General features: G+C 66.4%; 21 protein-coding genes. 14 read left to right on the top strand and 7 right to left on the bottom strand.

The window, feature by feature from the left end; all coding sequences use genetic code 11:
• The first annotated feature begins 136 nt into the window (after window positions 1-136).
• The gene (locus tag ABD206_RS05615) at window positions 137-844 is read left to right on the top strand and encodes a TetR/AcrR family transcriptional regulator (protein WP_344070250.1); all 708 of its coding nucleotides are present in this window, start codon (window positions 137-139) and stop codon (window positions 842-844) included.
• A gap of 15 nt (window positions 845-859) precedes the next feature.
• On the opposite strand, the gene ABD206_RS05610 is transcribed toward ABD206_RS05615, so the two are convergent.
• Window positions 860-1,417 carry a helix-turn-helix domain-containing protein gene (locus tag ABD206_RS05610; protein ID WP_344070248.1) on the bottom strand — a complete coding sequence of 186 codons (558 nt, stop codon included), beginning with the start codon at window positions 1,415-1,417 and terminating at the stop codon, window positions 860-862.
• Between the two features lie 82 nt (window positions 1,418-1,499).
• Here ABD206_RS05610 and ABD206_RS05605 point away from each other — a divergent pair, with 82 nt between their 5' ends.
• Window positions 1,500-2,441 carry an NAD(P)/FAD-dependent oxidoreductase gene (locus tag ABD206_RS05605; RefSeq protein ID WP_344070246.1) on the top strand — a complete coding sequence of 314 codons (942 nt, stop codon included), beginning with the start codon at window positions 1,500-1,502 and terminating at the stop codon, window positions 2,439-2,441.
• Between the two features lie 3 nt (window positions 2,442-2,444).
• On the opposite strand, the gene ABD206_RS05600 is transcribed toward ABD206_RS05605, so the two are convergent.
• From ABD206_RS05600 to ykgO, 3 genes are read right to left on the bottom strand one after another with little or no spacing between them, the layout of a single operon-like run.
• The gene (locus ABD206_RS05600) at window positions 2,445-3,434 is read right to left on the bottom strand and encodes an arsenic resistance protein (protein WP_344070244.1); all 990 of its coding nucleotides are present in this window, start codon (window positions 3,432-3,434) and stop codon (window positions 2,445-2,447) included.
• Window positions 3,428-4,546, bottom strand: coding sequence for an NAD(P)/FAD-dependent oxidoreductase (locus ABD206_RS05595; protein WP_344070242.1), 1,119 nt, complete (start codon window positions 4,544-4,546; stop codon window positions 3,428-3,430). Before ABD206_RS05595 ends, ABD206_RS05600 begins: the two co-directional genes overlap by 7 nt.
• Window positions 4,547-4,555: 9 nt before the next feature.
• Window positions 4,556-4,678 (bottom strand): type B 50S ribosomal protein L36, encoded by a 123-nt coding sequence (ykgO, locus tag ABD206_RS05590; RefSeq protein ID WP_023951906.1) that lies wholly within the window; start codon window positions 4,676-4,678, stop codon window positions 4,556-4,558.
• A gap of 96 nt (window positions 4,679-4,774) precedes the next feature.
• Here ykgO and ABD206_RS05585 point away from each other — a divergent pair, with 96 nt between their 5' ends.
• Window positions 4,775-5,812 (top strand): GTP-binding protein, encoded by a 1,038-nt coding sequence (locus ABD206_RS05585; RefSeq protein WP_344070240.1) that lies wholly within the window; start codon window positions 4,775-4,777, stop codon window positions 5,810-5,812.
• Window positions 5,813-5,821: 9 nt separating this feature from the next.
• Here the strand turns inward: ABD206_RS05585 and ABD206_RS05580 are convergent, their stop codons facing one another.
• Together ABD206_RS05580 and ABD206_RS05575 are read right to left on the bottom strand one after the other, a co-directional pair.
• Window positions 5,822-6,118: a hypothetical protein gene (locus ABD206_RS05580; RefSeq protein ID WP_344070238.1), complete on the bottom strand. Its 297-nt coding sequence runs from the start codon at window positions 6,116-6,118 to the stop codon at window positions 5,822-5,824.
• Window positions 6,115-6,447, bottom strand: a complete 333-nt coding sequence (locus ABD206_RS05575) for an ArsR/SmtB family transcription factor (protein WP_344070236.1) — start codon at window positions 6,445-6,447, stop codon at window positions 6,115-6,117. The genes ABD206_RS05580 and ABD206_RS05575 overlap by 4 nt, the downstream gene beginning before the upstream one ends.
• A 65-nt stretch (window positions 6,448-6,512) precedes the next feature.
• On the opposite strand from ABD206_RS05575, the gene ABD206_RS05570 reads away from it, so the two are divergent.
• The 11 genes from ABD206_RS05570 to ABD206_RS05520 all read left to right on the top strand — a co-directional run bounded on the left by ABD206_RS05570 (window position 6,513) and on the right by ABD206_RS05520 (window position 18,507).
• Complete coding sequence (locus tag ABD206_RS05570; protein ID WP_344070233.1) at window positions 6,513-6,950, top strand: Fur family transcriptional regulator; 438 nt, start codon at window positions 6,513-6,515, stop codon at window positions 6,948-6,950.
• Window positions 6,951-7,033: 83 nt separating this feature from the next.
• On the top strand, window positions 7,034-9,526 hold the full coding sequence (locus tag ABD206_RS05565) for a glycogen/starch/alpha-glucan phosphorylase (protein ID WP_425561176.1): 2,493 nt from the start codon (window positions 7,034-7,036) through the stop codon (window positions 9,524-9,526).
• Window positions 9,527-9,580: 54 nt separating this feature from the next.
• A complete protein-coding gene (locus ABD206_RS05560) occupies window positions 9,581-10,750 on the top strand; it encodes a PP2C family protein-serine/threonine phosphatase (RefSeq protein WP_344070229.1) in 1,170 nt (389 codons plus the stop codon).
• Window positions 10,747-12,705, top strand: coding sequence for a glycosyltransferase (locus tag ABD206_RS05555; RefSeq protein WP_344070227.1), 1,959 nt, complete (start codon window positions 10,747-10,749; stop codon window positions 12,703-12,705). Before ABD206_RS05560 ends, ABD206_RS05555 begins: the two co-directional genes overlap by 4 nt.
• Complete coding sequence (locus ABD206_RS05550) at window positions 12,702-13,034, top strand: STAS domain-containing protein (protein WP_344070225.1); 333 nt, start codon at window positions 12,702-12,704, stop codon at window positions 13,032-13,034. Before ABD206_RS05555 ends, ABD206_RS05550 begins: the two co-directional genes overlap by 4 nt.
• Window positions 13,027-13,449: an ATP-binding protein gene (locus tag ABD206_RS05545; protein ID WP_344070223.1), complete on the top strand. Its 423-nt coding sequence runs from the start codon at window positions 13,027-13,029 to the stop codon at window positions 13,447-13,449. Before ABD206_RS05550 ends, ABD206_RS05545 begins: the two co-directional genes overlap by 8 nt.
• A gap of 174 nt (window positions 13,450-13,623) precedes the next feature.
• Window positions 13,624-14,646, top strand: coding sequence for an iron-siderophore ABC transporter substrate-binding protein (locus ABD206_RS05540; protein ID WP_344070221.1), 1,023 nt, complete (start codon window positions 13,624-13,626; stop codon window positions 14,644-14,646).
• Between the two features lie 10 nt (window positions 14,647-14,656).
• Entirely contained in the window at window positions 14,657-15,703 is a 1,047-nt protein-coding gene (locus tag ABD206_RS05535) for a FecCD family ABC transporter permease (protein WP_344070219.1), read from the top strand.
• 53 nt (window positions 15,704-15,756) lie between these two features.
• Window positions 15,757-16,749 carry a FecCD family ABC transporter permease gene (locus tag ABD206_RS05530; RefSeq protein WP_344071428.1) on the top strand — a complete coding sequence of 331 codons (993 nt, stop codon included), beginning with the start codon at window positions 15,757-15,759 and terminating at the stop codon, window positions 16,747-16,749.
• Window positions 16,746-17,549, top strand: coding sequence for an ABC transporter ATP-binding protein (locus ABD206_RS05525; protein WP_344070217.1), 804 nt, complete (start codon window positions 16,746-16,748; stop codon window positions 17,547-17,549). The genes ABD206_RS05530 and ABD206_RS05525 overlap by 4 nt, the downstream gene beginning before the upstream one ends.
• Window positions 17,536-18,507: a siderophore-interacting protein gene (locus ABD206_RS05520; protein WP_344070215.1), complete on the top strand. Its 972-nt coding sequence runs from the start codon at window positions 17,536-17,538 to the stop codon at window positions 18,505-18,507. The genes ABD206_RS05525 and ABD206_RS05520 overlap by 14 nt, the downstream gene beginning before the upstream one ends.
• Before the next feature lie 29 nt (window positions 18,508-18,536).
• Here the strand turns inward: ABD206_RS05520 and ABD206_RS05515 are convergent, their stop codons facing one another.
• Window positions 18,537-19,022: a glutathione peroxidase gene (locus ABD206_RS05515; protein WP_344070213.1), complete on the bottom strand. Its 486-nt coding sequence runs from the start codon at window positions 19,020-19,022 to the stop codon at window positions 18,537-18,539.
• Between the last annotated feature and the right edge of the window lie 30 nt (window positions 19,023-19,052).

Here is a 19,052-nt window from a genome sequence, read left to right as displayed (position 1 = left end):
CGAGCCTTTCGGGATGAAGGGGCGAAGTGCGCTAATGATAACGATTCCCATACACGCAACTCACACCGTAGAGTGAACGGTGTTCTATTTCAAGCCGACCGAGGGCTTGGGGTCTTCGATGGGCCGAGGAGATGTGGTGCGAAAAACATCGGATCAGCCATTTCACGTCGGATTGACCCCCGAGTCCGTCATCGACGCCGCAGTCGGATTGACCCGCGAGTCTCATCTGTTCACCTGGTCGATCCGCGACCTTGCGGCAACGCTCGGGGTCGCGCCATCGGTCATCTACCACCACGTCGGTGGAAAGGACTTGTTGTGCCGCGCCGTCACGGAGCGTGTCTTTCAGCAGATCCTGCTGCCTCCGGCGGAGCTGGAGTGGCAGGAGTGGTTCCGCACGCTCCTTTATGGCATTGGCCCGCTCGCTGCCAGGTACCCGGGCACCGCTAAGTGGATGCTGATGCACGGACCGACGATCCCCGCGGTGCTCCCCACTGTGGAGGCGGGCATGGCCGTCCTGCGCCGCGGAGGGTTCGGTGAGAGCACGAGCATCGCGTACTCCCTGCTTCTGAACACTGCGATGCTCTCGATCGCGATCGGCGATGACCGACTGCAGCACGAGGGCGACGGTCAGCGCGATCACGCCACGATGATGCGGGAGTTCGAGCAGGTGTCTTCAGCCGCGCCTGGGGCGCGAGAGTTGGGGCAGCGGATCATCGGGCCGTTCGTTGCGGGAGGTGCGGATGCCCAGGGTTTTCGCATGCAGCACTACCGGCTCGCGATCGACGTGACGATCGCAGGCCTCGGGGTCATCATGCTGGGCGACGGTGCCCATCGCAGCGGCTGATGCACGCGGGCGGGTTCACTCCAGCGCGGTGTGGGTGTGCATCCGCGCGCCGGCGTCGTTGAAGATGCTGATCACTTGAGCGGGGCGTCCGCCCGCTGCCGACATGGCGTGGGGTGTGCGCGTATCGAACTCTGCGGCTTCGCCACGGTGGAGGATGAGGTCTTGCTCGCCAAGACGGAGCCTGAGCTTGCCGTGCAGCACGTAGAGCCATTCGAAGCCGTCGTGCGTCTTCAGTGGCGGGTCTGCCGCGCCGGCTGTGTACGTGATCTTGTACGTGCTGATCGGTGAGTGCTCTGGGGCCAGTGGTGCGATGATCATGCCGTCGCGCCGGATGATCGGTCGCCGGACCCGGGGATCGGCGGGGACGGGGTCGACAAGGTCGTCGAGTCGGATGCCGAGTCGCCGGGTGAGGGGGAGGAGGAGTTCGAGCGTGGCCTGGCGTTTGCCTGACTCCAAGCGTGAGAGCGTGCTCGTCGACATGTCGCAACCGTGCGCAAGCTCCTCCAACGTCAGGCCGCGCGCGCGGCGAACCGCCCGCAGTCTGGTGCCCACTCGATCGAGTTCTTCGTGCACGATGCTCCCGGTGTCACTGCCGCAGTTTGCCGATATTGCAAACCAGTTTGCAGCATCTGCCGCTCTTGCACACGATGGGCGCATGAGCACACCACACTGGGACGTCATCGTCGTCGGCGGGGGACCCGCTGGGCTATCTGCCGCACTGCTTCTTGGCCGAGCGCGTCGCCGCGTTCTTGTGATCGACGGAGGTCGCCCGCGAAACCGGTTCGCTGATCGGATGCACGGAGTTCTCGGCTGGGAGGGAGTTGCCCCGGAGGAGTTGCGCGCCCGGGGGCGGGCGGAGGTCGCAGCCTACGGCGTGGAGCTTTTGGATGACACCGTGAACTCCGTGTCGAGTCAGGAGTTCGGGATCGAGGTGAACACCGAGGGTGCAGTGACCGCGCAGGCACGCGCGGTGATCGTCGCGACGGGTCTTGTCGACGAGCTCCCCGATCTGCCCGGGCTGGCATCCAGGTGGGGAAAGACCGTGCTGCACTGCCCCTACTGCCACGGGTGGGAGGTGCGAGATGCCCGACTGGGCGTGCTCGCCACCTCGCCGATGTCAGTTCACCAGGTGGAGCTCGTTCGCCAGTGGAGTGACCGTGTCATCTTCTTCGCTGCCGCAGCCGGCGAGCTCGATGACGAGGTGATCAGTCGCCTGGGCGCCCGCGGCGTAGAGATCGTCTCGGAGCGTGTTCGAGAGATCCGCGGGACGGGGAACAGCATCGAGGAAGTGGTGCTCGAGGGCGGGGCGAACAGGGCAGTGGATGCGCTGTTCACGGTGGGTACCGCGCGACCGGGTGACGGCGTGCTCAGCGCACTGACGCTTGATCGCACCGACACCCCGGTCGGATCGTTTCTTGCCGTCGATACCACCGGGCGCACGAGCAACCCTCGGGTGTGGGCAGCCGGCAACGTCGTCAATCCCGCAGCGAACGTGCCGATGTCGATCGGGGCAGGCGCGATGACCGGCGGGATGGTCAACGCCGCACTGGTTGCGGAGGAAGCGGTCGCTGCAGTGCGGGGGGTCGCTTCCTCCTGAGACTCACACGGTCTCGAGGGGGCGCGGGGGCTGGTCTACCCGCGCTGCCCGCCCGCGCAGGAGGTGCGTGATCACGGTGAGGTGCGGGAACTCGATGAGCATCCCCAAGACGATCGCCGCCGCGACGATGGGCTGGTCAGGAAGAGCCACGGTGGTAACGGCCAGCATCAGCGGCGCGTTGCGTGCCGACGTCGTCATGGTCAGCAGTGCGTGCTCGCGGTAGCGCAGCCGGGCAACCTTCGAGATCGCTTCGCCGACGAAGAAGGTGACGACGAAGAAGAGGAAAACCACGAGCAGCACCCACGCGAAGGATCCGACATCGCTCAAGATCGTCTCGATGTTGCCGGCGAAGATGCCGACGATGACCGCGGCGATCACAAAGGGAACGGCACGATCGACCCCAGAGACGACTGCGGCCCGAACTCGGGCGCTGAGCGTCAGCCGCATCACCAGCCGCAGCGTGAGTGCGATGGCGGCAGGAGCCACGAACCATGTGAGCAGCGTCGGCCCGGCCGAGCCGAACGAGGATGCCGCGCTCTGGCCCGCGAACAAGAACAGCCACACCGGGTACAGCAGCAGCTGAAGGGTCATCTGCACCGGGATGAGTGCGGCGCCGGTTGTGGTGTCACCGCCAGCCATGCGGGTGAAGCCCAGGAACCAGTCTGTGCAGGGCGCGAGGAAATAGATCAGCACACCGAGGCGGAGCGCGTCGCTGGGGAGCAGGGCGCTCAGCGGCCACGCGATCAGCGGGATGACGACGAAGTTGACTCCGATGGCAAGCGCCACTACGAGGCGCGAGCGGCGAAGCGCCGAAAGGCCGTCCAGGCGAAGTGTGAAGAAGAGAACCCCGACAAGCAGCAGAATGAGCGGGTCGACAACGGATCCGAGCTCCGACCCCACCGCGGGTGCCAGCGATCCGACGAGGCTTCCCAGAACAATCGCCGTCAGAAACAACAGCGTTGTGAACGCGGGACGGGGCAGACCGGTCAACATGCGCACTCCACTCCGCAGCATGAGAGATCGTCGGTGAGCATTCCCGCAGCTCTATACGCTTCCAACGCTGATGTGTCCTTTTCTGCTCGCTCGCCGATCACACGGGCAATGTGGGCAAAGCGCTGGCGGAACTTGTAGATGAAACAGAACTTGAGGCCGCCATGCCGGATAGCAGGTCCTGACAGAAACAGTCCGGGGGAGATCGTCGACTGATCGTCTTCGTCAAGCTCGGGCCAGCCGTCGGGGCGCGCCGAAAAGAGCGGCGCGACCGGTCCGAGGCCCGCCCCAAAGCCCGTCGCCGAAATCGGCCGCGAGTCAGAGGTCGCCTTGGTTCCGTTGTCCAGACTCACCACCCAGGTGTCGCCATCTCGCTTCACTCCGGTTGCGTGCGCTGCGGTGAGGGTGAGCCGGCCGGTGGCCCGAGCCGCGTTCATCCGAATGCGCGACCGTGGCGCCAAGCGGAACGAGGGATCTGACCCCGTGCCGGCATCCCACGGCGTCCCGGCGTCGACGATCTCGACCTCCGCGCCGCGTTCCACGTGATAGCAGGCGATATCGATACCCGACTCGTAGCCGCCGATGACCACGAGTCGCCCCGTCCGTGGTTGCCACGCGCCCGGTTCTCGCGAATGGACCGTGAGCGAACTGCCCGCCATGCGCGGGAGCGTGGGGTCGGCAAACTCTCCTCCCGCCCAGACGAGAGCGCGCGTACTCACCGGGCCCCTGGAGGTTTCAACGGCGAACGCGTCGTCGAGCTTCGTGACCGCGGTGACCTCGGCGTCATCCATGACCGGGACCTGGAAGTGCTTGGTCACACTGCGGAGGTACTTCGCGTACTGCGCACCGGTGGGATAGTCCACTCCCAGAGAGAAGGCCGGGGAGGTTTCGGGATGGACCGCGTTAAGGTCGGTCGCCCCAAATCCGTTGCCCGTGAATGACGGTGTGAGAAATGTCTGGGCAGAAGGCCACTCGAGAAACGTCTGGCCGATCTGACCGCGTTCGAGCACGCCGAAGGTCAGCTCCGGCACGCTTGCCAACGCGAGCGCGGTGCCGATACCTGCCGGGCCGGCGCCGACGACGAGAGCATCGAGAATGGGAGGCCGCTGTGCCATCTCCGTGCGTCAGCCCTGACGTCCCTTGAACCGTGGGTTGAGCTTGTTGATGACGTACACCCGTCCGCGGCGGCGCACGACCTGAGCGCCAGGCTGGTTCTTGAGTGATTTGATCGACGCGCGCACCTTCATAGTGACCTCCGAATTGAGAACGGTTATCATTTGACGATAGCCGTCCGCGCGACGCGTGTGAAATCCGCGCACCCCGGCAGACATGAGGAGGCCCACGTGGATCAGGTTGACGTCGTCGCTGTCGTCGGAAGTTGCGCGTCTGAGCGGTTGAGCTACGCGAAGCGCCTGGCTGCGATGTCGCATCGGATGCTGGTGCCGGCGTCCCGGCTTGCGGTGTCACCTGACCCGATCGACGAAGCTCTCGCGCTCGCGCCCTGGGCAGACAGGCCCGGCGGAGCCCTCATCGAGTTCCCCGGTTCCGTGGACATGCCCGAGGTCATTGGCAGTCTCGCTGGGGCGTCAGCACCGACGCGGCTGATGGGTGTCGTGTGCGTCGTCGATGCCACGCACCTGCTCGATGATCTGTGGCGTGACACCTACATGAATCGCGTCAACTCGCCGGCTCGCGACACGGCCCGGCCGGAGCAGGTCGCCGAGGCGCTGTTGACCGCGATGCAGATCGAGTACGCATCGCACATCGTGCTCGTCAACTGGTCGGCGCTGTCAACGCCCGATCTCTCGATGGTCATGGCTGTCGTCGGCGCGCTGGCGCCGCGGGCTCGAGTGAGACTGCACCGTCGCGTCATGGAGCCGTGGACGGCGGGGGAGCCCTACCAGGTGGGGCAGGATGCGCCGGGATGGGTGGCGCTTCTCAATGGCGCCTTCGATCCTCACCTCACAGACCGCCGAGTAAGCGGCTTTCGCTACGAGAACGTGCGTCCCCTGCATCCGGGGAGGCTCCAGACGCTTCTTGACGAGCGCATCGAGCCGGGGGAGTTCGGCCGTGTGATTCGATCGGCGGGATTCTGCCGGTTTGCAACGCGGCCGCATCGCGCGATCACGTGGGACCACGTCGGCCAGATGATCTCGTACTCGCCGCTGTCGTACGATCACCTCTCCACCGACGATGAGGCACTGATCGCCGTGGGCCAAGAACTCGCCTTCATCGGCATCGATCTAGACCATGACCGCCTGTCGGCGGCTCTCGATGATGTTGCCCTCACCGACGGTGAGCTGCTCTCAGGTCCGCAGGTATGGGCGCGCTTCTTCGACCCCTTCCCCGCCTGGCCGACCGCGGCCGACCGGGCGGAGTAGGGCGAAGCGTCAGTGCTCGTCGTAGTGGTCTGCGTGCGCGGCGTGCTTGTGCCCGTCGTGGATGTAGTCGACGTGGTCCCCGTGGGTCACCGCTTCGTGCCCGCATCCGTCGCCGTGGGCGTGGTCAGTGACGCTGTGCTCGGCAACCGACTCGTGCTCGTCGTAGTGGTCGCCGTGCAGGGCGTGGTGGTGGGTTCCGTGGATGTAGTCGACGTGGTCCCCGTGCGGGACGGCCTCGTGTCCGCATCCGTCGCCGTGGGCGTGCTCGGCCACACTGTGTTCTGCGTGAACGTCGGTCATGCTCATCGTTCTTCTCCTTCTTCTTCTGGTCGGTCTGAGTGGAGTGCTGCAGGTTCGGTGACGTGGAAAAGTGCGTCACTGATCACGTGGAGCACATGGTGGTCTGCGAGCCGGTATTCGACTTCTCTTCCCTCCCGGTGGCTGCTGACCAAGCCCGCTCCTCGCAGGGTTCGCAGGTGCTGGGACACCAGCGGCTGGGACAGTCCGGATTCGGCGACGAGAGAACTCACGGTCCGCGCGTCGTCGCGGAGAAGCAGCAGTAGCGCCAAGCGCGACTCGTTGCCGAGCGTCTTGAACAGCTCCGCCGCCGCGGTCCGCTCCACATTGCCTTCCACGCACTCAGTCCATCACACACATAAAGAGATTGCAATATATCAATGCAATTGCCGAGGGGGCGTCGATGAAGACGACAGCGCATGAAGCTCGATCCACGGTGCAGCGCGAGGCCGTGCGCACCGGGCTTGCCAGTTGTGAAGGGTTCGTCTCAGCCGGGCAACTGCACGATCTGCTCACGGGCCAAGGGGTGAGCGTTGGCCTCGCGACCGTATATCGACAGTTGAACTCGCTCGCAGAATCCGGTCAGGCCGACACCATCCCGGTCGCCGGCGGTCAGCTGTTTCGCTCCTGCACTCCGGGATCACACCACCACCATCTGATCTGCGAGGGGTGCGGGCTCGCCGTCGAGATTGACCCCCCTGATGAAGCATGGATCGAACGCGCGGCGCAGCGCCGAGGCTTCACCGTCACGCGGCACTTGTTCGAAGTCTTCGGCCGCTGCCGCGAGTGTCCAGAGCACGTCGGCGACGTGCTCGAAGGCTCGACGTCAGACGATTCGTGACGAATATGTAAACCTCGCATGGCGATTGGTGAATCTGGTTCATCGGCGGGTGCGTCGCTCGGTATTTTCATCTCGTGTCCGACATCGTGAACCCCGGCGCTGCGCGCCCGACCCACCCGCTGGCTCTGGCCCCGGTGGTGTCTCCTCCTTCCTCGGTCGACGGCTTCGTCAAGCAGTTCCTGACGAACCTCAACTTCGACCAGGGCGTCTCGCTGTCGGAGTCCGACGCCAACGACCAGTATCTGGCGCTGGCTGGCACGGTGCGCGACTACCTCATGGCCAGATGGTTGGAGGACCAGGCCCGGCAGAACGAGCAGCAGTCCAAGACCGTCTGCTACCTCTCGGCGGAGTATCTCCTCGGTCGTCAGCTCGACAACAATCTGCTGGCTGCCCGTCTCACCGATATCGCGACCGACGCGCTCGCACAGTGCGGGATCGACATCAACGACCTGCGCGAGCTCGAGGTCGAGCCGGGGCTGGGTAACGGAGGCCTCGGACGGCTGGCGGCCTGCTTCATCGACTCGCTTGCCACGATGAGCGTCCCCAACATCGGCTACGGCATCCGCTATGAGTACGGGATCTTCCGTCAGACCTTCGTCGACGGTGAGCAGGTCGAGCAGCCGGATGCCTGGCTGCGGATGGGATCTCCGTGGGACTTTCCCCACCCGGAGGCCGCGCAGACCATCTCGTTCGGTGGGCGTACCGAGACATACGACGACAACGGCACCGAGCGCACCCGATGGATCCCGGACTGGAGTGTCCTCGCGGTGCCGTACAACATGATGGTGCCCGGCTATCACAACGGCCGGGTCAACACCCTGCGGCTGTGGCGCGCGGTCGCGACCAACGCGTTCGACCTTCGCATCTTCAACTCGGGCGACTACGAGGAGTCGGTGCGCGCGCAGACGTTCGCCGAGAACATCTCCAAGGTGCTCTACCCGGAGGACTCCACGCCGCAGGGCAAGGAGCTGCGCCTGCAGCAGCAGTACTTCTTCGTCTCGGCATCCATCAGAGACTTCATCGACACGGTGCTCCCCGCCGACTACGACCTGACGAAGCTTCCCGACCGCGTGATCTTCCAGCTCAACGACACCCACCCGGTCATCGGCGTGCCGGAGCTCATGCGGGTCCTCATCGACGAGAAGGGGATGGAGTGGGACGACGCCTGGGCGATCACCCAGCAGTGCTTCGCCTACACCTGCCACACTCTGCTGCCCGAAGCGCTCGAAGTCTGGCCCGTCGACCTTCTGGGGCGCCTGCTTCCGCGCCACCTGGAGATCATCTACCGCATCAACGAGGAGTTCCTCGAGGAGGTTCGCGAGCGCTTCGGTGACGACATGCTGCGCATCCGCAACATGTCGATCATCGGCGAGCACCCCTACCGCTCGGTGCGGATGGCGTACCTCGCCACCGTTGCCGGCGCCAAGGTCAACGGTGTCGCAGAGCTGCACTCCCAGCTGCTGCGCGACAAGGTGCTGCACGATTTCGCCGAGATGTACCCCGACAAGTTCACGAACGTCACCAACGGCATCACCCCGCGTCGCTTCATCCGTCTCGCCAACCCCTCGCTGGCAGAGCTCATCACCGAGGCGCTCGGTGCCGGCTGGACGATCGATCTCGAGCGGCTACGCGGACTGGAGGCCCTCGCAGAGGACCCGGAGTTCCGCGAGCGGTTCGGCGCCGTCAAGGCCGCCAACAAGCGACGGCTGAACGAGGTCCTCTTCCAACGGGATGGGGTCCACGTCGACGAGACCCACATGCTGGATGTCATGGTCAAGCGCCTGCACGAGTACAAGCGGCAGATGCTCAAAGTCCTGCACATCGTCACGCTTTACGACGGCATTGCGTCGGGCCGGGTCGCCGCGGCCGACGTCACCCCGCGTACGTTCATCTTCGGGGCCAAAGCGGCACCGGGCTATGCGATGGCCAAGCGCATCATCCACCTCATCAACGCGGTCGGCTCCGTCGTGAACAACGACCCGCGGGTCGAGGGTCGGCTGAAGGTCATCTTCCCGCCGAACTACAACGTGACCCTCGCGGAGAAGGTGATTCCGGCTGCCGACCTGTCCGAGCAGATCTCGCTCGCCGGAAAGGAAGCCTCCGGCACGGGCAACATGAAGTTCGCGCTCAACGGCGCTCTCACGATCGGCACCGATGACGGCGCGAACGTCGAGATCCGGCAGCTCGTCGGTGACGACAACTTCTTCCTCTTCGGCATGACAGAGCCCGAGGTCGAGGTCCTCTGGGCACAGGGCTACACGCCGGCGGATTTCTACCAGGCTCATGCGGGGCTTCGCGGGGCGCTCGATCTCATCTCGTCCGGGGCGTTCTCGGAGGGGGATCGTTCGGTGTTCGAGCCGGTGGTCTCCAACCTGCTCTACGACGACCGGTTCATGGTGCTCGCAGACTATGCGTCGTACATCGCGGCGCAGGAGCGCGTGGATGCGGCCTACGCCGATCAGGATGCCTGGACGAAGTCGGCGATTCTCAATGTCGCACGCAGCGGGTTCTTCTCGTCCGACCGCTCGATGCGGGACTACATCGACCGCATCTGGCACACCCCGCCGGTGCTCTGAGAGTGATCGCCTGTTCCGGCCCGCGGGGCCCTCACGCTCCCTAGGATGGGGCACATGAGCCGGGACGACTTCGTCTTCGACGAGGAGGCGCGCCAGCGCGCGTTAGATGCACTCGACATCGTGGACAAGCCGCGAGAGGAGCGCGTGGATCGCATCGCGCGGCTGGCCGCAGAGATGTTCCAGGTGCCCATGGTGAGCGTCTCGATCCTCGATCGCGAGCGGGAGTGGCGCTTGTCCGAAATCGGTCTCGGCGGCCGCGTGAACGATCGGGTCACCTCGTTCTGTGATGTCACAATCCGTCAGCAGGGCACGCTGGTGGTCGAAGACGCCTCGATCGACCCGATATTCGCGACCAACCCCTTTGTCATCGAGCATCCGAGGGTGCGCTTCTACGCCGGGCATCCACTGAAGGCACCGGGCGGTGAGCAGATCGGCACGCTGTGCATCATCGATGACAAGGTGCGCACCCTGACATCGGAACAGCGGGGTCTGCTCGAAGAGCTGACCCAGTGGGTGCAGGCGGAGATCACGCGCGACTTCGACATCGACCAGGCGCGACTGATGCAACGGGCGCTGCTCCCACAGCATCTCCCCGTGGTCGAGGGGTATCGGATCGCCGCCGATGCGATCGGCGCCGGAAGTCTGATGGGAGACTTCTACGATCTGTGTGCTCGCGACGGCTCCCTCACCGTCACCCTGGCCGACGTGATGGGCAAGGGTATCGGCCCCGCGATCGTGGCCGCCGGCGTGCGAGCGTCGTTGCGCACGAGCCCTGAGCGCTCCCTCGTCACCGCGGTCGACGAGGCCGAGGGTGTCCTTGAGGAGGCCCTGCTCGGCACGTCGTGCTTCGTCACCGCCGTCCACGCGCGGATCGAGATATCCACGGGCGAGCTGACCTTCGTCGATGCGGGACACGGCCTCGCCTACATCCTGCGTGCGGACGGCTCCTGGGTGCGACTGCCGGCGACCGGCCTGCCCCTGGGCATGAGCGGGCTCGGGGTGGATCGCACCGAGGGGACGGAACACCTCGATCCCGGCGACGTGCTGTTGTGCTGCAGTGATGGTCTGCTCGATGTGCTCGATACCGACGACCCTCTCGGCCAGATCCGTCGCGCCGTGCGCACCCTCGGGCCGGACGGCGCCGTGCAGGAGGCGCTCAGGCTGGCGCGGGATCGCGGCGCTACCGATGATGTCACCGCGATCGTCGTGGAGCGCATGTTGTGACCGCGCGCTTCGTGGTCATCCGAATCCTGGCGCTGCTGTCGGTGCTGCTCGGACTGAACTACGTGGTGTGGCGCTGGTTGGCGTCGGTGAACTGGGAGGCGTGGTGGATCGCGGTGCCGCTGATCGTCGCCGAGACCTACAGCCTCGTGGACACGTTCCTGTTCGCGGCGACGATGTGGCGTGCCCGAGAAAGGCCCGCTCCGCGCTCGAAACCGGCCGGCACCGTGGATGTCTTCATCACGACCTACAACGAACCTCTTGAACTCGTCATGGCGACCGCCCGAGCGGCGAAGAAGATCGTCTATCCCCACGAGACGTGGATCCTCGATGACGGTGCCAGACCCGAGATGGAGGCCGCCGCCCGCGCCGCCGGCATCGGCTACATCACCCGCAGCGAGGACTGGGCGGGAAAGCCCCGCCACGCGAAGGCGGGGAACCTCAACAACGCCCTGTTCCACACCGACGGCGAATTCCTGCTGATCCTGGATGCCGACCAGATCCCCGACCCCTACATCCTCACCCGGACCCTCGGATACTTCGCCGACGATCCCGAGGTCGCGCTCGTGCAGACCCCGCAGTGGTTCGTCAACGTCGATGCGGCCGATCCGCTGGGCAGCCAGGCGCCGCTGTTCTACGGACCGATCCAACAGGGCAAGGATGGCTGGAATGCGGCGTTCTTCTGCGGATCCAACGCTGTGCTGCGCCGCGACGCGCTCATGCAGCTGGGGATCGTCGGCTATGTGCGCGAGGTGGAGGATTCCACGCGGAGCGCCCTGCGCGCCGCCGAGACGCTGCTGACCAAGACCCTGCGCGAGAAGAGCCTGGCGCCCGAGGTCGCCCACGAGCTGCGGATGCTGCGTCGGAAAGTGACCACCGCGCGCGCCGAGCTGCACGCGGGTGAGCCTCTTGCCGATGTCACTTACCGGATCGCGCAGGCGGTTCGGGAGGCTTCTCGCCGCCTGGTCGAACGCGACACCGCCCAGATGACGGCGGATCTGGCGGCGCTACGCGAACTGGAAGCGCACGCCGATGTCGGTGGCGGTGACGTGGTCGTCTTCGACCCCGAGGCGCTCGACGTCCTCGTACACCATGACTTTTCACCGCTCGGTGCCGTCGAGTCGGTCGGTGTGCTCGTCGATGCGGTGCGTGTCGACCGGCCGGGCGAGGCGATTCCGGTGCAGCCGCTGGCAACGATCTCGGTGACAGAGGACATGGCCACCGCGATGCAGCTGCACGCCCTGGGGTGGCGGAGCGTCTACCACCACGAGATCCTCGCCCACGGGCTGGCGCCGGAGGATCTGGGGACCATGCTGCAGCAGCGCCTGCGTTGGGCACAGGGGACCATGCAGGTCATGCTCCGCGACAATCCGCTCGTCAAGAAGGGGCTCTCGGCCGGCCAGCGACTGATGTACTTCGCAACGATGTGGAGCTACCTCGCGGGCTTCGCCGCGGTGATCTTCCTCGCCGCGCCGGTCATCTATCTTTGCCTCGGCGTGCTGCCGGTGACGGCCTGGAGCGTGGATTTCTTCGCCCGCTTCATCCCCTACTTCGTCGTCAACCAGATCCTCTTCCTCGTGGTGGCCAAGGGCATCAAGACCTGGCGTGGTCAGCAATACTCGCTGGCGCTATTCCCGGTGTGGATCAGATCGTGCACGAGCGCCTTCGCCAACGTCGTCATGGGCAAGCCCCTGGGGTTCGTGGTCACGCCCAAAGACGGTTCCCGTGCCGCGATTCCCTGGCGGGCGATCGCGCCGCAGCTGACCGCCATGGTGCTGTTGGTGTTCGCCATGATCGTGGGTGTCATTCGGGTGATCATCGGCACATCCGATGGCGTGGGCACACTCGTGAACACGGTGTGGGTAATCTACGATCTAGCGGTCCTGAGCGTCATCATCCAGGCCGCTCTGTATCGGGGACCCGCCAAGCGGGTCGAACAGCCACAGGAGGCGGAATGAACCTCGACACCCACCGCGACGGCGACTACGCGGTCATCGTCCCGACGGGGCGCATCACCGCGAGCACGGCGCCGTCGCTGCGCTCGACGATCGATGCGCTCGTCGCCGATGGCACCCCACGCATCGTGCTGGACATGGCCGGTGTCGAGTTCATCGACTCGACAGGACTGGGCGTGCTCATCGGCGGGCTGAAGTCGACGCGGACGGCGGGCGGGGATCTGCGGATCGCGGCCGTTCCGGATGTCGTACGTCGGGTGCTGACTCTGACGAACCTCGACCGCGTGCTGCGGGCGTACGAGACTACCTCAGCGGCGGTGTCGGATGCCTGAGTCTTCGGTGCGCACCTCGTTGACCGGCGTCGCCGAGGCCGGCCTCATCGACGAGGTACATAGCAAGCTGGCGTGGCTGTGGGCGAACGTCGAAGGCGCCACAATCGACGACCGGGAGTTGTTCGAGCTGGCGGTGGGTGAGGTGGCGGCGAATGTCGTCGAGCACGGCCGAGGTCGCCCCCCGGTGGAGATCACGGTGACTCTGGAGGCCTCGAGCACGGCGCTCACGGCGATCTTCGCTGACAACGCCGACCCCGCCGTCGTGGATCTCAGCGGCGTGAGCATGCCCGACGTCGACGCGGAGTCGGGCCGAGGTCTTGCCCTGGCGTTGCTGGCGCTTGATGAACTCGTCCATGAAACCGGACCCGGAAACACGTGGCGTCTGGTACGTCACCTCGGTGTCGATCGCGGCTGATCGCCCCCTGCCCTGAGTTCCTTTCGCGCGTGTCGCTCGACGGGGGAGTGCGTCGAGCCCTTCTCCCGCGCCGCCTTCGGCCGGAACCAGGTTGAGTCACGCCCGCAATAGCGTTAGGTTAGGCACGGCTTACTTTGGTGAGCCTCACACAGCAACCTCACGAAAGGAGCGCTCGTGCGCGCCTCCCGAATCGCGGCCCTCGGTGCGGCAGCTCTGCTGGCCACCTCCCTTGTCGCCTGCTCGACCACCTCTGACGTCTCCTCCGAGGCGGAAGCAGGCTCGTCGGGCACGTTCCCCGTGACAATCGAGCACGTATACGGCACCACCGTCATCGAGTCGCAGCCCGAGCGCATCGCCACGGTGGCATGGGCCAACCACGAGGTCCCGCTCGCGCTGGGCGTCGTGCCCGTCGGCATGGCCGCCGTCTCGTGGGGGGATGACGATGGTGACGGAGTCCTGCCCTGGGTCGAGGAGCGCCTGGAGGAGCTCGGGGCCGAGACGCCGGTGCTGTTCGACGAGACAGACGGGATCGACTTCGAAGCCGTCGCCGACACGAACCCGGATGTCATCCTCGCCTCGTACTCCGGGCTGAGCCAGGAGGACTACGACACCCTCTCGAAGATCGCTCCGGTCGTCGCCTACCCCGACGTCGCATGGGGCACGTCCTGGGAAGAAATGACCCTCATCAACTCCGAGGCCATCGGTCTCGCCGCCGAGGGTCAGGCGCTGGTCGACGAACTGCACGCCGAGGTCGACGCATCGCTGGCCGACTACCCTGCGCTCGAGGGCTCGGCGGTCCTCTTCTCCTACATCGATCCCTCCGATCTCAGCCAGATCGGTTTCTACACGAGCCACGACACCCGTCCCGGCTTCCTGGAGGGCATCGGACTGCCCACCCCGACCGTTGTGGCCGAAGAATCGGCGGGCACGGACCTCTTCTACACGTCCGTGAGTGCCGAGCAGGCGGACCGCTTCGAGGACGTCGACCTGTTCGTCACGTACGGTGACGCCGACGGAGAAATGATCGACCTGCTGCAGGCCGACCCGTTGCTCTCGCAGATCCCCGCCATTGCCGCGGGCAACATCGTCATCCTCGAGAACGGCACGCCGCTGGCGGCGTCGGCGAACCCCTCGCCGCTGTCGATCAGCTGGGGAATCGACGATTACTTCGCGCTGCTTTCCGCGCCGCTGAGCTGATCCCCCTCGAGTGACCACCGCCCGCAGCGTCGCACCGCGACCGGACCTCGCCTTCGCGCGACGCCCGGTCGCGGTGCGACTGCTGTGGTTGGGTGCTCTGGTCCTGCTGCTCGCTGCGCTGGTCGTCGCCTCTGTGTCGTTCGGCGTGCGATCCGTCGCGCTCGCCGACATCATCGCGGGAATCACAGGGCGCACCGATGACATCTCGCAGGCGGCGGTTGCCGCCCGACTGCCGCGGACGGTACTGGGCCTGCTGATCGGCGCCGCGCTTGCGCTCTCGGGAGCGACGATGCAGGCGGTCACCCGCAATCCACTTGCCGATCCCGGGATTCTCGGGGTGTCGGCAGGTGCGGCACTCGCCGTGGTCGTCGGCATCGCGTTCTTCGGTCTGAGTCAGCCGTACCCGATGATGGCGGTGGCTATCACCGGCTCCGCCGTGGCGGCGGTCTTCGTCTACGGCATCGGCTCGTTGGGCCTCGGGGGTGCGACCCCATTGAAGCTCGCACTGGCGGGAGCGGCGACATCGGCGGCTCTGATGTCGCTGGTGAGCGCCATTCTGCTCCCGCGCATCGACATCGTCGAGACTTTCCGGTTCTGGCAGATCGGGGGAGTCGGCGGTGCGACATGGGAACGCGTCGCCACCGTGGCTCCCGTGCTGCTGGTCGGAGCGGTCATCGTGATCGCGCTCGCCCGAGCGATGAACTCGCTCGCGCTCGGCGACGACCTTGCCACGGCCCTCGGCCAGCACGCCGGTCGTACGCGCGCCGTGTCCGCGGCTGGTGCCGTCATCCTCTGCGGTGCCGCGACCGCCGTCGCCGGCCCGATCGCGTTCGTGGGTCTGGTCATCCCGCACCTGTGCCGTCTGCTGGTGGGCACCGACCATCGCTGGCTCCTGCCCTTCAGCGCTCTCGCGGGGGCAGCGCTGCTGGTCGCCGCGGATGTCATCGGGCGCATCGTCGCGCGCCCCGACGAGATCGAGGTCGGGATCCTCACCGCCGTCGTCGGAGCGCCGGTGTTCATCTGGATCGTGCGGCGGCAGAAGGTGCGTGAGCTGTGAGCGCGACGCTCCTCGAACGTGCGGCCCCCGGCGCTGTCGTGAGGGGGCGACGGATGCGTCGTCGCCGCCAGCAGGTGGTCGTCGGCGTCCTGGCGGCGCTGGTGGTGCTGGTCTTCGCCGTCTCGCTCATGATCGGCCAGACGTTCTATCCGCTCGACGAGGTCGTCCGCGTGATCCTCGGCCAGACCGTCCCGGGCGCGTCGTTCACCGTCGGTGAGCTGCGCTTGCCGCGCGCAACCCTCGGCCTGCTCGCGGGCTGCGCCTTCGGTCTCGCCGGCGTGACCTTCCAAACGCTGCTGCGCAACCCGCTCGCCTCTCCCGATGTGATCGGGATCACCACCGGCGCCAGCGCTGCGGGGGTGTTCGGCATCGTGATCCTCTCGCTGTCGCAGACCGCTGTGTCGCTGTTCGCGCTCGTGGGCGCTCTCGTGACCGCCGCTGCGATCTACCTGCTCTCCCACCGCGGGCGCTTCGCCGGTACGCGGCTCATCCTCATCGGGATCGGGGTGGCCGCGATGCTCGACGCGGTCGTGACATACGTGCTGTCCAAGGCGGCGGCGTGGGACATCCAGGCCGCGATGCGGTGGCTGACCGGCAGTCTGAACGGCGCGAGCTGGGGCACGGTCATCCCGCTGGCGATCGCGCTTCTCATCGTGGTGCCGATTCTCCTTCTGCGCGGTCGTGATCTCGATGCGCTGCGATTGGGTGATGACACCGCCGCAGCCCTGGGCGTCCCGGTGGAGCGCACCCGGGTCATCCTCATGGTCGGGGCTGTGGTGATCCTCGCCTTCGCCACAGCCGCCGCCGGCCCGATCGCATTCGTGGCGTTCATGTCCGGTCCCATCGCGGCGCGACTGGTCGGTCCCGGGGCGGCTGTGCTCCCGGCATCCGGCCTCATCGGAGCGCTGCTGGTGCTGTCGGCGGATCTCGTCGGCCAGTTCGCATTCGACGCCCGCTATCCCGTGGGCGTGATCACGGGTGTGCTCGGTGCCCCGTTCCTCATCTCCCTGCTCGTGCGAACCAACAGATCGGGAGGATCGCTGTGACTGCTGCCCGCTCACTCGCCGCCGAAGACCTCACCCTCGCCTACGGCGATCGGGTCATCGTCCAGGGACTCGATCTCACGATCCGACCCGGTGCGGTCACCGCGATCGTCGGAGCCAACGGCTGCGGGAAATCGACGGTGCTCCGCGCTCTGGCGCGCCTCCTCCCGCCGCGCGGCGGTCGCGTCCTGCTGGATGGCAGCGACATCCGGGCCCGCAGTTCGCGCGACACGGCGCGGGTGCTCGGGCTTCTGCCGCAGAGTCCGGTGGCCCCCGAAGGGATCACGGTCGGGGATCTCGTCGGCCGCGGCCGGCATCCGCATCTCAAACTCTTCGCACGCTGGGGTGCCCACGACTACGAGGCGGTCGCTGAGGCGCTGCGAGCCACCGACCTGGTGGAGCTTGCCGACCGTGCCGTCGACGAGCTGTCGGGCGGTCAGCGCCAGCGGGCCTGGATCGCGCTCGCGCTGGCGCAGGAGACCGATGTCTTGCTGCTGGACGAACCGACGACGTTTCTCGATGTCGCGCACCAGGTCGAGGTACTGGACCTGCTCACCGACCTGAACCGAGACCGCGGCACCACGATCGTGATGGTGCTGCACGACCTGAACCTCGCCGCCCGCTACGCGGACGAGATCATCGCGCTGAAGAACGGCCGCATCGCCGCCCAGGGCCCTCCCGCTGCCGTTGTCGACGCCGACATGGTCGAGGAGGTCTTCGGGATGCCGAGCACGGTCATCATCGATCCCGTCTCGGGAAAACCCGCCGTCATGCCGAAGGGAAGACACCATGTCCGTCCGTGAAGAGAGCACACAGACCGTCGACGATGCGAGCGAGGCCGCTGCCCCCGCGCCGTTCATCGTGGCGCGCGGGAAGGTCGTGCGGATCGACCGACTGTCCCCGAACTTCGCCCGGGTGTCATTCTCCGGCCCTGACCTCACCGGTTTCGGGAATCCGGAACGGATCCTGGACCAGCGGATCAAGCTCATCTTCCCGCCGGCGTCGGGACGGCTTCCGGATCTCTCGCGCCCCGACGGCGATTGGTGGGCGGCGTTCTTGGCGATTCCCGAGGCGGAGCGGGGCACCATGCGCACGTACTCGATCCGTGATCTGATCGTCGACGGCGCGGAGACGACCGTGGTGGTCGACTTCGTGATGCACCTTGAGCCGGGCCTCACGGGGCCGGCATCCTCCTGGGCGAGCGGAGCGTGCGTGGGTGACGAGCTGCTTCTCATCGGACCGCGTCGCGGATCCCACGGCGGCGGCGGAATCGAATACCAGCCCGGTGATGCCCGTACGGTGGTGCTGGCCGGCGACGAGACGGCGGCGCCGGCGATCGCCCGCATCCTGGAGGAACTTCCCCGGGAGGCCGCGGGCAGCGCGTACATCGAAGTACCCTCCGCCGCCGACGTCCTCACGATCGACGCGCCCGAGGGCATCACGGTGCGATGGGTGCCTCGGGAGGGCCTCGGGCACGGCGAGAGCCTCATCCCCGCGGTCCTGGCGGACATGGGGATGACCGTGGCCCCCGCCGTCGCCGATGACGGGTCCGAGGATCTCGTGTGGGAGACGCCGCTGTACTCCGGATCGGGGGAGGAACTCGGAGCCCAGGTCAACCACACCGATCGCTACTTCTGGATCGCTGGTGAGTCGCGGGTCGTCACGACGCTGCGCCGGCACCTGGTCAAGGACCTCGGTATCGACCGTTCGCAGGTGGCCTTCATGGGCTATTGGCGCAAGGGCGTCGCGATGCGTGGCTGATCCCGCGCTGGCGGGGAGAAGCGGGGCGTTCAGGCCGGGAGTGCGTCTTCGATCGCCGCGATGACCTCGGGGGCGTCGGGCAGCGTCTTCGGGCTGAAGCGCGACACCGTGCCGTTCGGGCTGATCACGAACTTCTCGAAGTTCCACCGGATCTTGCCGGTGGTGCCCTCGGCGTCCGCGACGGTCGTGAGTTGCTGGTACAGCGGGTGCGCGTTCTTGCCGTTGAGCTTGACCTTCTCGGTCATGGGGAACGTGACGCCCCAGGTCGTCGAACAATACTCCTCGATCTTGCCCTCGCTGGACAGTTCCTGCAGGAACTGATTACTCGGGAAGCCGATGACGGTGAAGCCGCGATCACCGTACGTCTTCTGCAGCTCTTCGAGCGCGGCGTACTGCGGAGTCAAGCCGCAGCGAGAGGCGACGTTGACCACGAGGACGGCTTTGCCGTCGGCCAGCGCGCCGAAAGTCGTCTCTTCGCCGCGAATGGTGGTGACCGGGATATCTGAGAGCTCCATGCCTCCAGGGTATGCCCGCACCGGGGGAGG

It is taken from the genome of Microbacterium sediminicola (assembly GCF_039531125.1).
Taxonomy (GTDB): domain Bacteria; phylum Actinomycetota; class Actinomycetes; order Actinomycetales; family Microbacteriaceae; genus Microbacterium; species Microbacterium sediminicola.
This window is presented reverse-complemented; position numbering and strand designations above follow the sequence as displayed.